This is a genomic window from Luteimonas sp. 100069 (genome assembly GCF_003813845.1).
GTDB lineage: Bacteria > Pseudomonadota > Gammaproteobacteria > Xanthomonadales > Xanthomonadaceae > Luteimonas > Luteimonas chenhongjianii.
In genome coordinates this window covers 74892-89880 of record NZ_RPFN01000005.1, presented here as the reverse complement: position 1 = coordinate 89880, position 14989 = coordinate 74892, and the positions used below count along the sequence as shown (strand labels likewise).

Annotated in this window: 12 protein-coding genes; 9 read left to right on the top strand and 3 right to left on the bottom strand. The window is 69.3% G+C overall.

Annotated elements, in window-relative coordinates:
- Positions 1 to 56: 56 nt before the first annotated feature.
- From EGK76_RS11825 to EGK76_RS11815, 3 genes are read left to right on the top strand one after another with little or no spacing between them, the layout of a single operon-like run.
- Positions 57 to 6563, top strand: coding sequence for a response regulator (locus tag EGK76_RS11825; protein WP_123832757.1), 6507 nt, complete (start codon positions 57 to 59; stop codon positions 6561 to 6563).
- Positions 6556 to 8070: a chemotaxis protein CheB gene (locus EGK76_RS11820; RefSeq protein WP_123832756.1), complete on the top strand. Its 1515-nt coding sequence runs from the start codon at positions 6556 to 6558 to the stop codon at positions 8068 to 8070. Before EGK76_RS11825 ends, EGK76_RS11820 begins: the two co-directional genes overlap by 8 nt.
- Complete coding sequence (locus EGK76_RS11815) at positions 8067 to 8537, top strand: chemotaxis protein CheW (RefSeq protein ID WP_123832755.1); 471 nt, start codon at positions 8067 to 8069, stop codon at positions 8535 to 8537. Before EGK76_RS11820 ends, EGK76_RS11815 begins: the two co-directional genes overlap by 4 nt.
- 16 nt (positions 8538 to 8553) lie before the next feature.
- On the opposite strand, the gene EGK76_RS11810 is transcribed toward EGK76_RS11815, so the two are convergent.
- Both EGK76_RS11810 and bioA read right to left on the bottom strand, forming a co-directional pair.
- Complete coding sequence (locus tag EGK76_RS11810; RefSeq protein ID WP_123832754.1) at positions 8554 to 9291, bottom strand: 16S rRNA (uracil(1498)-N(3))-methyltransferase; 738 nt, start codon at positions 9289 to 9291, stop codon at positions 8554 to 8556.
- Complete coding sequence (gene bioA / locus EGK76_RS11805) at positions 9282 to 10685, bottom strand: adenosylmethionine--8-amino-7-oxononanoate transaminase (RefSeq protein ID WP_096297323.1); 1404 nt, start codon at positions 10683 to 10685, stop codon at positions 9282 to 9284. Before bioA ends, EGK76_RS11810 begins: the two co-directional genes overlap by 10 nt.
- Before the next feature lie 53 nt (positions 10686 to 10738).
- On the opposite strand from bioA, the gene nudE reads away from it, so the two are divergent.
- The 5 genes from nudE to EGK76_RS11780 all read left to right on the top strand — a co-directional run bounded on the left by nudE (position 10739) and on the right by EGK76_RS11780 (position 13708).
- Entirely contained in the window at positions 10739 to 11290 is a 552-nt protein-coding gene (nudE, locus tag EGK76_RS11800; protein WP_233580286.1) for an ADP compounds hydrolase NudE, read from the top strand.
- Positions 11283 to 12107 (top strand): 3'(2'),5'-bisphosphate nucleotidase CysQ, encoded by an 825-nt coding sequence (cysQ, locus tag EGK76_RS11795; protein ID WP_123832753.1) that lies wholly within the window; start codon positions 11283 to 11285, stop codon positions 12105 to 12107. The genes nudE and cysQ overlap by 8 nt, the downstream gene beginning before the upstream one ends.
- Positions 12108 to 12196: 89 nt before the next feature.
- Complete coding sequence (mazG, locus tag EGK76_RS11790) at positions 12197 to 13024, top strand: nucleoside triphosphate pyrophosphohydrolase (RefSeq protein ID WP_123832752.1); 828 nt, start codon at positions 12197 to 12199, stop codon at positions 13022 to 13024.
- The gene (locus EGK76_RS11785; RefSeq protein ID WP_123832751.1) at positions 13021 to 13344 is read left to right on the top strand and encodes a YnfA family protein; all 324 of its coding nucleotides are present in this window, start codon (positions 13021 to 13023) and stop codon (positions 13342 to 13344) included. Before mazG ends, EGK76_RS11785 begins: the two co-directional genes overlap by 4 nt.
- Before the next feature lie 61 nt (positions 13345 to 13405).
- Entirely contained in the window at positions 13406 to 13708 is a 303-nt protein-coding gene (locus tag EGK76_RS11780; protein WP_123832750.1) for a DUF962 domain-containing protein, read from the top strand.
- Between the two features lie 64 nt (positions 13709 to 13772).
- Here the strand turns inward: EGK76_RS11780 and EGK76_RS11775 are convergent, their stop codons facing one another.
- Positions 13773 to 14117 (bottom strand): DMT family protein, encoded by a 345-nt coding sequence (locus tag EGK76_RS11775; protein WP_096297328.1) that lies wholly within the window; start codon positions 14115 to 14117, stop codon positions 13773 to 13775.
- A gap of 144 nt (positions 14118 to 14261) precedes the next feature.
- Between EGK76_RS11775 and EGK76_RS11770 the strand changes: the two genes are divergently transcribed.
- Positions 14262 to 14975, top strand: coding sequence for a response regulator transcription factor (locus EGK76_RS11770; RefSeq protein WP_096297329.1), 714 nt, complete (start codon positions 14262 to 14264; stop codon positions 14973 to 14975).
- The last annotated feature ends 14 nt before the right edge of the window (positions 14976 to 14989 follow it).

Sequence of the window (14989 nt, the reverse complement as noted above, 5' to 3'; positions counted from 1 at the left end):
ATGATCGCCAGTCTTATTCGCGCACGCGCGCGTGGCCTCCGCCATGGAGTCGCCGCATGAGCGGCCTGCGCGATGCCATCGATCACACCATGCTCGGCTGGATCAAGCCGGAGCTGGACGAAGTGCTGCGTCAGGCGCGGGTCGAACTCGAGGCTTTCGCCGAGGATCCGGTCGACACCAGCCGCATGCGCCTGTGTGCCGGCTACCTGCAGCAGGCGCAGGGCACGCTGCACATGGTGGAGCTGTACGCGCCGGAGATGGTGGCCGAGGAGATGGGGCGCCTCGCCGGGGCCCTGCGCGACGGCCTGATCGCCGACCGCGACGCGGCCTGTGCGGCGTTGCTGCGCGGCATGCTGCTGCTGCCCGATTATCTGGAGCGTCTGCAGGGCGGTCACCGTGACATCCCGATCGTGCTGCTTCCGCTGCTCAACGAGCTGCGCGCAGCGCGCGGCGAGGGCGGGCTGAGCGAGAGCATCCTGTTCGCGCCGGATCTGGCGCGCGTGGTGCCCGACACCATGCCGGCCGCAGAAGTCTCCAGCGATCCCGAGGCCGCGCTGCGGCAGCTGCGGGTCGCGTTGCAGGCATGGCCCGAGACGGGCAGTCCGGGCGATACCGCCGCGCTGGTCGCCGGCCTGTCCGCGCTGGCCGCCCGTGCGGACACCGAATCACAGCGGCGCATGCTCTGGGTCGCGTCTCGCGTGGCCCAGGCGCTGGCGGACGGGGCGTTGCCGCCCGCAAGCCACGCGCCGCTGCGCCAGGTATTCGCGAGCGTGGAGCGTGAAATCCGCAACCACGCGCAGGCGCCACTCGACGCGCTGTTGTCGGACGCGGCGCAGGAGCCGACCCGGCAACTGCTGTATCACGTCGCCCACAGCGACGCCGCGCATCCGGCGCTCGACGCCTTGCGCGAGACATTCGACCTGCAGTCCCAGTTGCCCAGCGAAGCCGAGCTCGAACATGCGCGCGGCAGCCTCGGCGGCCGCAACCGCGCGCTGCTCGACACCGTATCCGCGGCTGTCAAGGAAGACCTCCTGAGGGTCAAGGATGCCCTGGACCTGCATCTGCGCATGGGCTCGCGCGATGCCGCCGGCCTGCAGCCGCAGGTCGAAGTGCTCACCGGCGTCGCCGACACGCTCGGCATGCTCGGCCTCGCTGCGGCGCGCAGCGTCGTCCAGCAGCAGCGCGACACCATGCGTGCCATCGTGGACGGGTCGGCGCCGGCGAGCGAGGACACCCTGCTCGATGTGGCCGGCGCGCTGCTGTATGTCGATGCGACGCTCGACGAGCAGGTCGCGCAGCTCGGTGGCGCTGGCCCCGAGACCTCCGACGACACCCTCGCGATGGAAGCGCAGCTGTCGATGACGGTGCTGATGCGCGAGGCGATCGCCAACTTCTCCGACGCGCGCCAGGCGCTCGTGGCGTTTGTCGAGACCGGCTGGGACCACACCGAGCTGCAGGAAGTGCCGCGGCTGCTGGGAGAGGTCCGCGGGGCACTGACGATCCTGGAACTGCCCCAGGCCGCCAGCTATCTGGACGGCGTGCGGCTGTATGCCGAGCACGAACTGATCGCGCGCCGGCGCGTGCCCAACGGTCGCCAGCTCGATACCTTCGCCGACGCACTGGCGAGCCTGGAGTACTACCTCGAGGCCCTGCGCGAACAGCGGCCCAACCGCGCGGACATCCTCGACATCGCGCGCAGCAGCCTCGAAGCGCTGGGCTACTGGCCGCTGCCGGCTTCGTTTGAAACGACCGGCGCCGCTGCAACGGATGCATCCGACGGCCGGGGCGCCCCCGACGCCACGAGTGTCGATGTCGAACAGCTCGCGCGCGGCATCGAGGCGTGGACGCCGCCGGTCGATGCCATGACCGTGCCCGCATCGGTGCCGGCAACGGCATCGGCACCGGCAGCCGAGGCGGCGACGGATGTCGCTGCGTCAGTGCGTAGCGCCCCGACGCCGATGGGTGTTGGCGGCTTCGAGGAGGTCGGCGACGAGATCGATGACGAGATCCGCGAGGTCTTCCTCGAGGAGTTCGCGAGCGAGATCGAGAATCTCGACGCGTTGCTGCCGCGCTGGCGCGCGCAGCCCGACAATATCGAGCTCGTGCGTCCGATCCGGCGGGTCTTCCATACCCTCAAGGGCAGCGGCCGCCTGGTCGGCGCCAAGGCGCTGGGTGAGTTCAGCTGGTCGATCGAAAGCCTGCTCAATCGCGTGATCGAAGGGCGGCCGGCCACCCCGGCGGTGGTCGAGATGATCGATCAGGCCTTCTACACCCTGCCGGAGCTGCAGTCGGTGCTGCGCGGCGAGACCGTGCTGCGCGCCGATCTCGAGACGATGCAGGCCAATGCCGCGCGCATCGCCGCAGGTGACGATGCGATGCCGGCGCGCCCAGCGCCGTTGCAGATCGAAGCCACGCACGAGGCCGAATTGGCCGACGTCGACGCGGATAGCGTCGACGCACCTGCTTTGACCGCCGTGGACAGTGCAGCGGCTGACGCGGATGACAGTGGCACGGTCGAGACCGTGCCTGCCTCGGTCGATGCGTTGCTTCTGGAAATTCTCGACACTGAAGTTCAGGGTCATCTGCGGACGGTCGGCGACTGGCTCGCCGCCATCCGGACCGGTGAGGCTGCCGACGGCGAGCGCCTGCTGCGCGCGCTGCACACCATGCATGGCGCGTTCGCGATGGCCGAAGTGCCCGCGATCGGACTGCTGCTGGGCCCCGCGGAGGAGTACGCCCGCCGCCTGGTCGCGGCCGATGTCGCGCCGGACACGGACGTCGGCCCGGTGCTGGAAGCGGTCTGCAACGCTGCGCGCGACGCGCTGCAGCAGCTGCACCAGCCTGAGCCACGGATCGCCGTGCTGACCGCGCTCTCGGCGCAGGTCGGTGAACTGCGTGACCGACTGCCTGAGGCCCCTGTCGAGCGGTTCGCCTTCGACATGGGCGAGGACATCGACGCCATCGCCAGCAATGACGATGCCGGTGAAGGTGATCGCGAGCCGACGGACTCCGGCGTGGGTGCCGGTGACGACGCCGGCGCCTCGATCGAAGGCTGGGATGCGCGCGACTCGGGATTCGGGATCGGGCCGTCGCAGTGGGACGGCGGCGGACATCCGGTCGAGCACGAGCTGACTGGCCAGGAACCGGGCCTTCCCACGCAGGAAGACCCGGCTCGCGCCGAGCAGATGCGACTCGAAGCCGAACGCTTCGAAGCCGAACGCCTGGAACAGCAGCGCATCGAAGCCGAGCGGCTCGCCCGCGAAGACGCCGAGCGCGCCGAGCAGGCCCGTCTCGAAGCCGAACGCCTCGAGGCCGAGCGTCTGGACCTGGAGCGCCTCGAAGCCGAGCGCGTCGAGGCCGAGCGTCTGGAGCTGGAGCGCATCGAAGCCGAGCGTTTCGCCCGCGAAGACGCCGAGCGCGCCGAGCAGGCCCGTCTCGAAGCCGAGCGTCTCGAGGCCGAGCGTCTGGACCTGGAGCGTCTCGAAGCCGAACGCCTCGAAGCCGAGCGCGTCGAAGCCGAGCGCCTCGAAGCCGAGCGCGTCGAAGCCGAGCGCCTCGAAGCCGAGCGCCTCGAAGCCGAGCGCCTCGAAGCCGAGCGACTTGCCCGCGAAGATGCCGAGCGTGCCGAGCAGGCCCGTCTCGAAGCCGAGCGCCTCGAGGCCGAACGTCTGGAACTGGAGCGTGCCGAGCAGGCCCGTCTCGAAGCCGAGCGTGTGGAACTGGAGCGCATCGAGGCCGAAGGTCTTGAAGCCGAACGTCTCGAGGCGGAGCGCCTGGAGCTGGAGCGCAACGAAGCCGAGCGCCTCGCGCAGGAACAGGCCGCGCGCGAGGAGTCGGAGCGTGTTGCCGAATCCGAGTTTGGACATGAGCAGCCGGAATATCCGGAGGCGTCCGCCGTTGCGGCGGTCGGGCTCGAGCATCTCGACCTGCAGTCGCAGATCGATGCGGCTGTGCTGGCATCGGAACGCCTGCGCTTCGAGCAGGACGAGACCGAGCGCTCCGCGACAGCGACGGCGCAGGGCGAAGCCGAAGCGATCGACGGGGGGATGCCGGTTGCCTTCGCATCGACGGGTTCGGATGCCGACGAGGCGATCGTGAACGCCGTCAATTCGCCAGCGCCGGCGGATGAGCCGTCCGTGGCCGTCACGCCCGAAGCCGCTCAGCCCGCCGACAGCAGCGATATCGACGACGCGCCTGATCTGCCGGCCCATGAAGAGGACCCGGATGCGCCGCTGGCGCTCGACGGCCTCGATCCGGAACTGGTCGACATCTTCGTCGAGGAAGGCATCGACCTGCTCGACCATTCCGACGCGTTGCTGGCGCAGCTGCGCGAGACACCCGACAACCGTGACGCGGTGGCCGGCCTGCAGCGCGATCTGCACACGCTCAAGGGCGGTGCGCGGATGGCCGGGCTGATGGAGATCGGCGAGCTCGGGCACGCGATGGAGACCCTGCTCGAAGCGGTCGCCGAACGCCATCGCACCCTGAAGCGTGGTGATGTGTCGCTGCTCGAACGCGGCTTCGATCGTCTGCACACGATGGTCACCCGTGCCGGCGAACGCCGCGCGATCGGACCCTCGCAGGCCCTGGTCGAGGCGTTCAACGGCACCGCCACGGGCGATGCGCCGGCCGCCTCTCCGGCGCCCGCCCCGGCGTCTGCGAAGGCCGAACTGGCACCGCTGTCGGCACCGCTGCCGCTCGATGCCGGCATTGAGGACGAGGAGACCGCGCTGCGTGGCTCGCAGGAACAGGTCCGCATCCGCGCCGATCTGCTCGACAGGCTGGTTACCTACGCAGGCGAGGTCGCGATCTATCGCGCGCGCCTGGAACAGCAGCTGGGCGGCTTCCGCGCGGCGATGAACGAACTGGCGCAGACCAATACGCGTCTTCGCGACCAGTTGCGCCGGCTCGACATCGAGACCGAAGCGCAGATCGTCGCGCGTTACCAGCGAGAAGGCGACACCTCCGACACGACGTTCGATCCGCTGGAACTCGACCGGTTCTCGACCCTGCAGCAGCTCTCGCGCGCGCTTGGCGAGACTGCATCCGACTTCGGCAGCCTGCAGCAGACGCTCGACGACCAGACCAGTCAGTACGAGACCCTGCTGACGCAGCAGTCGCGGGTCAGCTCGGACCTGCAGGAAGGCCTGATGCGAACGCGCATGGTGCCGTTCGACGGGCTCGTGCCGCGTCTGCGCCGGGTCATGCGTCAGGCCGCGCAGGACACCGGCAAGCCGGTGCAGCTGCAGCTCGAAGGCACCCAGGGCGAGCTCGATCGCAACGTGCTCGAACGCATGGTCTCGCCGCTGGAACACATGCTGCGCAATGCGGTCGCGCATGGTCTCGAGTCGCCGGAAGCACGTCGCAAGGCCGGCAAGCCGGCGGAAGGCCAGGTGCGCATCGCGGTGCGTCGCGAGGGCTCGGAAGTCGTGCTCGAGGTCGGTGATGACGGCGCGGGCCTGGACCGTGCCGCGATCCGCCGTCGCGCCGAGGAACGCGGCCTGCTGCAGGCCGGGGCCGAGGTGGCCGATCCCGATCTGGACGCGCTGATCCTGCAGCCGGGCTTCTCGACCGCGACCGAGGTCAGCCGCCTTGCCGGACGTGGCGTCGGCATGGACGTGGTGGCCAGCGAAGTCCGCCAGCTCGGCGGCACCTTCGACATCCACTCGCGCGCCGGTGCCGGCACCACCTTCACCCTGCGCCTGCCGCAGACGCTCGCCGTCACCCAGGCCGCGTTCGTGCGTATCGGCGAGACCAGCTTCGCGGTGCCGATCGCTTCGGTGCGCGGCGTCGGTCGCATCAGTCGCGCCGAAGCAACGCCCGGCGCGATCTACCGCTACGGCGGCGAGGACTATCTGCTCCACGACCTCGGTCGCCTCGTCGGCCAGCCGCCGGCGCGCGCGGAAGGCCAGCTGCAGATGCCGCTGCTGCTGATCCGTGCGGGTGAGCTGCGCGCAGCCGTCGCGGTGGACGAAATCATCGGCAACCGCGAGATCGTGGTGAAGCCGGTCGGTCCGCAGGTCACATCGATCCCGGGCATCTTCGGCGCCACGATCATGGGCGACGGTCGCGTGGTCGTGATCCTCGACGTCGCACCGCTGGTGCGCCGCTATGGCGCGCACCTCGCTGCCAATCCCGACGCTGCGCTGCACGTGCCCGAACCGGCGCCGGCGGCTCGCGCAGTGCCGCTGGTGATGGTGGTCGACGACTCGGTGACGATGCGCAAGGTCACCGGCCGCGTGCTCGAGCGACACAACTTCGAGGTCATCACAGCGAAGGACGGCATCGACGCGATCGAGCGCATGGACGAACGCGTGCCCGACCTGATGCTGCTCGATATCGAGATGCCGCGCATGGACGGTTACGAGCTCGCGACCCACATGAAGGCCGACGCTCGCCTGCGCGATGTCAGCATCATGATGATCACGTCGCGCACGGGCGAGAAACACCGCCAGCGTGCGTTCGAGATCGGTGTCGACCGCTATCTCGGCAAGCCCTACCAGGAGCCGGAACTGCTGCGCCACGTCTACGAGCTGTTGAACCTGGAGCGCGACGATGCGTGACGCGATCCGGACGGTCGTGCTGGCGCGCGAAGGCGCCGCGCGCGATCGCGTGGTCGAAGCCCTGGTCGAGGCCGGAGCCGATCCGATCACATCGCTCGATCCCGCGCAGCATGCGCCCGATGCCCTCGATGCCCTGGCGCCATCGGTGCTGGTCGTGGTGCTCGATCCCGTCGACGAAGCCGCGCTCGAGCCCTTCGAGCCGCGCTTTGCCGCGCCGGGGATGACGGTGATCTTCGAAGAGGCCGCGCTGGTGCTCGAGCGCAGCGGCTGGGACGCTGCGCGCTGGGTGCGGCATCTCGCGGCGAAACTCCATGGCTTCGGCGACGTGCTGCCTCCATCCAGTGCGAACGAGGCGTCCGTGCCGGAGCCGCTGTCGTTGGAGCTGGACGCGCATACCGACACAGGCGCGCTCGCGCTCGCGGCGTCGGCCGCGCCTGTGGATGTCGAGACCACGCACGAGCCCGGGCCGGCGCTCGACGATTCGACCCATCTCGTCTTCGATCCGGTCGCGGCCGAGTTCGATGCGCCGCTCACGCAGGCCCCTGCTGTGGAATTCAGCTTCGACTTCCAGCTGGCCGACTACGACGAGGCCAGCTACACGCCGCCGGCCGCGCCACCGGGCGAAGTCCGTGACCTGGACGAGAACCTGGCCAGCTGGTCCGAGGCGTCGACACCGGGGTCGGGGTCGACGATCGAAACGACGCCTGACGGCATTGCGGACATCGAGGATGCCGGTGATACGCCCGTCGCCAGCCCGGCGGCGGCTGGGGAGGCCAGCACGTCCCCGCTGACACTGCTCGATGGCGATGCACTGCCCGCGCAGGCCCCCGGGCTCGGAGCGGACGCGGCCGCGCCTGCGACCATGCTCCAGCGCGACATCTCCGATCTCGAGTCCCGCATCGCCGGGCTGAGCCTGGCCGATGCCGACAGCTACGGCCACGGCCCGCGCAAGGGCGTGGTACTCATCGCCGGCGGTCTGGGTGGGCCCGACGCGGTCCGGCAACTGCTCGCTGCATTGCCCGAAGGCTTCCCGCGTCCGGTACTGGTGCGCCTGCAACTCGATGGTGGTCGCTATGACCGCCTGGTCCGGCAGATGGAGCGGGTGACCCCGATGCCGGTGCAACTGGCCGAGCCGGGGATGACGGTCGCCCCGGGCGAGGTCTATTTCCTGCCGCCCGGCGTGCTGCCTGTCATGACTGCGGGCGAGCTGCGGTTCGCCGAAGGCGACGATGTTGGCGGTCTTGCCGACGCGGTACCGGCCGACGACAGCGCCGTACTGTTCCTCAGCGGCGCTGATCCGGCGCTGGTCGACGTGGTGATGGGCCCGGCATGGCAGGGCGCACTGGTGGGCGGGCAGGCGGAGGATGGCTGTTATGACCCGGCCGCCGCGATGGCGGTTGCCGAGCGTGGCGGCCCGTCCGGGACACCCGGTGATATCGCCGACTGGCTGATCGCGCGCTGGATGCCCGGCGCGGGGCGTTTCGATTCCGGAGAACTGTCGCTGTGAGCACCCATGACGAAATCCGCGGCGTGCTGATCCGCGCCGGCACCACCCAGCTGCTGCTGCCCAATGCCTCGATCTCCGAGGTGCTGTCCTACTCGCCGCCCGAAGCGGTGGCCGATGCGCCGGACTGGCTGCTCGGTCGTCTGCGCTGGCGCGGGTGGCGCCTGCCGCTGGTCGCGTTCCCGGTGCTCGCCGGGCAGGGCGACGAACGCGCGGACCTGTCGAGCAAGGTCGTGGTGCTCAAGGCACTCGGCGGCGATGCGCGTCTGCCGTTCTTCGCGCTGCTGACCGAGGGCTTTCCGCGCCTGGTGACGATCGCGGCCGACAAGCTGCTCGATGAATCCCAGGGCGATGACGAGGACGCCCTGCCGTTCGCGGTTCGCGCGCGGGTGCGGCTCAACGACGATGTCGCCCTGATTCCCGACATCGACCGGATCGAACTCTCGGTTCGCGAGGCGCTCGCCGCCTGAGTGCGTGCGCCGGCGCTCAGCCGGCGAGGTCGCCGAAGCGCGCCTGGAGCGCGGCGATCGCGGCCATGCCCGCGGTTTCGGTCCGCAGTATCCGCGGTCCGAGGCGCAGGCCGCCGAACCCCGCAGCAACCAGGGCGGCGCGGTCGTTGGCCGACCAGCCGCCCTCTGGACCGATCGCGAGTACGACGTCACCCGCTGGCGCCGCCAGGCCCGCAATCCCGGTCTCCGCTTCGGGGTCGAGCAGCCAGCGCGCGCTGCTGCCCGGCAACGCGGCGAGCGCGGCGGCCAGCGGCTGCGGCGCCGAGACCTCGGGCACGCGCGCGCGCCAGCTCTGCTCGCAGGCCGAGGTCACCACGCTGCGCCAGTGCGCATGGCGCTTGGCCGCTCGCTCGGCGTCGAGCCTGACCTCGCTGCGATCGCTCGACACCGGCAGGAAGGCTGCGACGCCCAGTTCGGTGGCCTTCTGCAGGATCCAGTCCATCTTCTCGCCGCGCGCGATGCCCTGGACCAGGGTGATCCGCAGCGGCGATTCGACATCCACCGCGCGCGTACCGACGATCTCGGCGCTCGCACCGCGCTTGCCCACCTTGACCAGGCGCGCGTCGTGATCGAAACCGTCGCCGTTGAACAACACGCAGGCGTCGCCCTCGCGCAGGCGCAGCACGCGTACCAGATGCGCGGCGGCATCGTCCGGCAGCTCGATGGACGCACCGGGGCCGAGCGGACGGTCGACGAATGCCCGGATCACGCGCATGCGGTCGCCTCCTCGATCGCCTCGGCCGTGACCGCGGTCAGTAGCTGCAGCTGGGCATCGTCGATGCAATAGGGCGGCATCCAGTAGAGGATGTCGCCGAGCGGACGCAGCAGCACCCCGCGCTCGACCGCATGACGGTAGGCGCGCAGGCCCACGCGCAGCGCAGGGTCGAAGGGCGTGCGCCGGTCGCCATCGCGGGTCAGTTCGAAGGCCACGACCATGCCGGTCCGGCGGGTGTCGGCCACGTGCCGGTGCATGCCGACCTCGGCCGCCAGTGTCGCCATTTTCGCCGCAGTGCCGCGGTTGCGCGCGAGCACGTCGTCGCTCTCGAAGATGTCGAGCGAGGCCAGCGCAGCGGCGCAGGCCAGCGGGTTGCCGGTGTAGCTGTGCGAATGCAGGAAGGCACGTTCGCGCGAGGCATCGAGGAAGCCATCGTAGAGCGCCTGGGTCGCGAGCACCGTCGACAGTGGCAGGAAGCCGCCGGTCAGGCCCTTCGACAGGCACAGCAGGTCGGGCTGGATGCCCGCCTGCTCGCACGCGAACAAAGTGCCCGTGCGACCGAAACCGACGGCGATCTCATCGGCGATCAGGAAGATGCCGTGCGCGTCGCACAGCTCGCGCACGCGCTTGAGATAGACCGGATCGTGCATGCGCATGCCGCCGGCGCACTGGATCAACGGCTCGAGGATCAGCGCGCAGATCTCGCCCGCGTGCTCGTCGAGCAGCTGCGCCAGCGCATCGGCGGCCTCCTCGGCCTGGCCTGCGGCGCTCAGGCCGTCGCGGGCCAGGTAGGCATCGGGCGAGGGCGCGAACACCGACTCGCACAGCAGCGGTGCATAGACCCGTCGATACAGCGGGATGTCGCCCACCGCGAGCGCGCCCAGGGTTTCGCCGTGATAGCCGTTCTGCAGGGCGACGAACTTGGTCCGCTGCGGCGCGTCGCCGCGGTTCTGGAACCACTGGAACGCCATCTTCAGCGCGACCTCGACACCCGCCGAGCCGTTGTCGGCATAGAACACCTTCGTCAGTGGCGCGCGCCCCGGCTCACGGGGTGCGAGCCTGAGCAGGCGTTCGGCCAACTCGACCGCGCGCGGGTGCGTGCAGCCGGCCAGGATCACCTGTTCGAGCGTGCGCGCCTGCGTGGCGATGGCCTCGGCGATGCGGGGTTCGGCGTGCCCATGGAGGTTGGTCCACCAGCTGCTGCCCGAATCGAGGATGCGGCGGCCACCGCTTTCGATCAGCCACGCGCCTTCGCCGCGCTCGATCGGCAGCAGCGGCTGCACGTCGGGGTGTTCGCGCATCTGCGTGCATGGATGCCAGACCGCGGCGAGGTCGCGGGTCCGCCAGTCATTGCCGTCGGCTAGAATGGCCGGATCGTGAATCTGTCCTGTCATCCGCGCATTATCGCCCCGCATCGCCGCGCCCGTGCAGGCGGGAGCGTGCCGGCGTGAGCAAGACACTGCCGACCATCCATGAGGTCACCGAACACGATGCCGCGCTCTATCGCACGGAGCGGCTCGATCTCGAGTTCTCCAATGGCGAGCGCCGGCTCTACGAACGGCTGCACGGGCGTGGCCACGGCGCGGTGATCGTGGTGCCGATGGCCGACGCCGATACCGTACTGCTGGTACGCGAGTACGCCGCGGGCTTTCACCGCTACGAGCTGGGCCTGGTCAAGGGCCGCATCGATGCCGGCGAAACCGCGCTCGAGGCGGCCGACCGAGAGCTCAAGGAAGAGATCGGATTCGGCGCCCGGCGCCTGGAGGCGCTGCGATCGATCTCGCTGGCGCCGCAGTACATGAGCCACCAGGCTACGCTGGTCCTCGCGCGCGATCTCTATCCCGAGCGGCTGGCCGGCGACGAGCCCGAGGAGCTTGAAGTGGTGCCGTGGAAGCTCGATGCCTTGCACGAGCTGATCCTGCGCGAGGACTTTTCCGAGGGCCGCTCGATCGCTGCCCTGTTCATCGTCCGCGACTGGCTGCGCCACCACGGTGGCTGAGGCCGCCGCCCCCGTATCCGGGCATGTGCGCGAGGGCGTCATAGCGATCGCCCGCGCCGCAGCCGAGGCCATCTTGCGGATCTACGCCGACGAGTTCGACGTCGTCCGCAAGGCCGATGCCAGCCCGGTCACCGCCGCCGATCTGGCTGCGCACCACATCATCGTCGATGGCCTGAAGGCGCTCACCCCGGGGATCCCGGTGCTGTCGGAGGAATCGGCCGACACCGTGCCGACCGCGACGCGCCGCAGCTGGACGCGGATGTGGCTGGTCGATCCGCTCGACGGCACGCGGGAGTTCGTCAAGCGCAACGGCGAATTCACGGTCAACATCGCGCTGATCGAAGCGGGGCTCGCGACCTTCGGCGTGATCCAGGCACCGGTGACGGGTGAGCTGTGGCATGGCGCGCCCGGGCTCGGCACCTTCAAGCGCGAAGGTGCGCGCGACATCGCACTGCACGCGCCGCGGCGCCATGGCGATTGCGGGCTGCGTGTCGCCGCGAGCCGGTCACATCGCGATCCACGGACGACCGCGCTGCTCGCCCGTATCGGCGATGCAATGCCGGTGGCGCTGGGATCGTCATTGAAATTCTGTCGCCTCGCCGAAGGCGGCATGGACGTCTATCCCCGCTTCGGTCCGACCAGTGAATGGGATACGGCGGCCGGCCAGGCGATCCTTGAGGGCGCCGGCGGCGTTGTGCTCGACCCGCGCGGCCGACCGTTCCGCTACAACCAGCGCGACACGATCCTCAATGGCGACTTCATCGCGCTGGGCGATCCGGGCCTGCCATGGCGCGACTGGGTCGGGTCCCGCGGCTGAGCGCCATCCCACGCAGCGGACGCGCGCTGCCACGCGCTGCACCGCTCGCTAGACTCGGCGCCACCTTCCGTCTCGCCACAGGAATTCCCATGCCGCATGCCCCGGGCGACATCCGCCGCATTCTCGAGATCATGGCGCGTCTGCGCGATCCGCAGTCCGGCTGCCCCTGGGATCTGGAGCAGGATTTCGCATCGATCGCCGCCTACACCATCGAGGAAGCCTACGAGGTCGCCGACGCGATCGATCGCAAGGATCTTCCCGGCCTGTGCGACGAACTGGGCGACCTGCTGTTCCAGGTCGTGTTCCATGCGCGGATGGCCGAGGAGCAGGGCGCCTTCGCATTCGGCGAGGTCGTCGACGCGATCAGCGACAAGATGATCCGCCGTCATCCGCACATCTTCGGCGACGCCTGTGCCGGTGACGCGCAGACGGTGCTGCGCAACTGGGAGGCGATCAAGCGTGCCGAACGCGCGGCGGCGGGCGAGACCGATGTCTCGGCGCTGGCCGGCATCGCCCGTGGACTGCCCGAGTGGCAGCGCGCGGTGAAGTTGCAGCAGCGTGCCGCGCGGGTCGGTTTCGACTGGCCGGGGCCGGCGCCGGTGATCGACAAGCTGCACGAGGAGATCGATGAAGTCCGCGCGGAGTTCGCTGCGATCGCCGCCGACCCCGGCGACAGCGGGGCGCAGGCGCGGCTGGAAGAGGAGATCGGCGACCTGCTGTTCGTCGCGGCAAACCTGGCGCGACACGCGAAGGTCGATGTCGGCAGCGCGCTGCGCCGCGCGAACCACAAGTTCGAGCGCAGGTTCCGCGCGATGGAAGCGATGGCGGAAGCCGATGGCACGCCGCTGGCGGGGCAGGGGCTCGACGCCCAGGACGGCTACTGGCTGCGCGCCAAGCAGGCTGAACGCGATCCATGAAGGTCCTGCTGCTGTTCGTTGCGACGGCGCTGGCCGAGATCGTCGGTTGTTATCTGCCGTGGCTGTGGCTGCGCCAGAACGGCAGCCCTTGGCTGTTGGTGCCGGCAGCGTTCGCGCTCGCGGCCTTTGTCTGGCTGCTGAGCCTGCATCCCACTGCAACGGGCCGCGTATACGCGGCCTACGGCGGGGTCTATGTCGCGGTCGCGTTGTTGTGGCTGTGGCGCGTGGATGGCGTCGCGCCGAGCCGCTGGGACCTGCTCGGCGCCGGGCTGTGCCTGGCGGGCATGGCGATCATCATGCTCGCGCCGCGCAGCGGCTGAGCCGGTTGACGCGCGCCGGGCCCGGTGCGATCAATGGTGCAACGACTCTCCGGGCAGACCGATGCAGCGATTCGCCAGCTTTCGCGAGTTCTATCCGTTCTATCTCGGCGAACATGCGCACGCGGTGTCGCGGCGCCTGCATTTCATCGGCAGCTGCGGCGTGCTGGTCCTGCTCGGCGTCGCGCTGTGGCAGCGCAACGCCTGGTGGCTGCTCGCGGCGCTGGTCTGCGGCTATGGCTTCGCCTGGGTGGGGCATTTCTTCTTCGAGAAGAACCGGCCCGCCACGTTCCGGCACCCGCTGTATTCCTTCATGGGCGACTGGGTGATGTTCAAGGACATCCTGACCGGACGCATCCGCTTCTGAGGCCGTCGGCTCCCCGCGCGGCAGGGCGACGCGCCCGTCTTCGTTCGACCGTCCACGCGAACGGTCATTCCAGAAAGATCAGCCAGGCCGCCACGATGATGAGGGCGAAGCCGGCCCAGTGGTTCCACTTCAGCGGCTGGTCGAGGTACCACGTGGAGAAACCGGCAAAGACCAGCAGGGTGATCACCTCCTGCATGCCCTTGAGCTGCGGCGCGGAGTAGACCGTTGCGCCGATGCGGTTGGCCGGCACCATCAGGATGTACTCGAAGAACGCGATGCCCCAACTGACGACGATGACGGTCAGAATCGGCGCGCTCCGGTATTTGAGGTGCCCGTACCAGGCGAACGTCATGAAGATGTTCGAGCCCACCAGCAACAGGATCGGGAGATAACGTTCGTAGCCGGTCATGGCGCAGGGTCAGGGACGGGGGAGCGCCGATCGTAGCGCCGGAGGCCCCAGCCATGGCGACATACGGAATCTTCACAACTCGTGCACTTCAAAAATGAGAGTTTCACAAACCTTAATCCATTGCACCAGGTCTGGAGTTTGTTCATGCGCGCAGGTCAGGAACCCGGGGGTCTCGTCCTCATCGTCGAGGACAATCGCAACATCTCCGAGATGGTCGGCGAATATCTGGAAGGTCGGGGCTTCGAGGTGGACTATGCCGCCGACGGCCTCGACGGCTACCGCCTGGCGACCGAGAACAACTACGACGTCATCGTCCTCGACCTGATGCTGCCGCGCCTGGACGGCATCGAAGTCTGCAAGCGGCTGCGCGAGGACGCGCGCAAGTCGACGCCCGTGCTGATGCTGACCGCGCGCGACACCCTGGACGAGAAGCTCACCGGGCTGAGTTCGGGGGCAGACGACTACCTGACCAAGCCGTTCGCGATCCAGGAGCTTGAGGCGCGCCTGCGGGCGCTGATCCGCCGCGAACGCCGCCAGGTCGGCTCGGAAGTGCTCAAGGTCGCCGATCTGGTGCTCGATCCGGCCAGCATGCGCGCCACGCGCGGAGGTACCGAGCTGCAGCTCTCGCCGATCGGCATGAAACTGCTGACGATCCTGATGCGCGAATCGCCGCGTGTGGTCAACCGCCAGGAGATCGAGCGCGAGATCTGGGGCAACAGCCTGCCCGACTCCGACACCCTGCGCAGTCACCTGTACAACCTGCGCAAGATCATCGACAAGCCCTATGAGAAGCAGTTGCTGCACACCGTGCAGAGCGCCGGCTACCGGATCGCCGACATCGAACAGTCGCCGGCCTGAGCCGATCTAGCGCT

Coding starts and splice junctions, on each gene's coding strand:
- EGK76_RS11770 (WP_096297329.1), top strand. CDS start 14,262: ATGCGCGCAGGTCAGGAACCCGGGGGTCTCGTCCTCATCGTCGAGGAC.
- EGK76_RS11775 (WP_096297328.1), bottom strand. CDS start 14,117: ATGACCGGCTACGAACGTTATCTCCCGATCCTGTTGCTGGTGGGCTCG.
- EGK76_RS11820 (WP_123832756.1), top strand. CDS start 6,556: ATGCGTGACGCGATCCGGACGGTCGTGCTGGCGCGCGAAGGCGCCGCG.
- EGK76_RS11810 (WP_123832754.1), bottom strand. CDS start 9,291: ATGCGCGTGATCCGGGCATTCGTCGACCGTCCGCTCGGCCCCGGTGCG.
- EGK76_RS11780 (WP_123832750.1), top strand. CDS start 13,406: ATGCAGCGATTCGCCAGCTTTCGCGAGTTCTATCCGTTCTATCTCGGC.
- EGK76_RS11785 (WP_123832751.1), top strand. CDS start 13,021: ATGAAGGTCCTGCTGCTGTTCGTTGCGACGGCGCTGGCCGAGATCGTC.
- mazG (WP_123832752.1), top strand. CDS start 12,197: ATGCCGCATGCCCCGGGCGACATCCGCCGCATTCTCGAGATCATGGCG.
- EGK76_RS11825 (WP_123832757.1), top strand. CDS start 57: ATGAGCGGCCTGCGCGATGCCATCGATCACACCATGCTCGGCTGGATC.
- bioA (WP_096297323.1), bottom strand. CDS start 10,685: ATGACAGGACAGATTCACGATCCGGCCATTCTAGCCGACGGCAATGAC.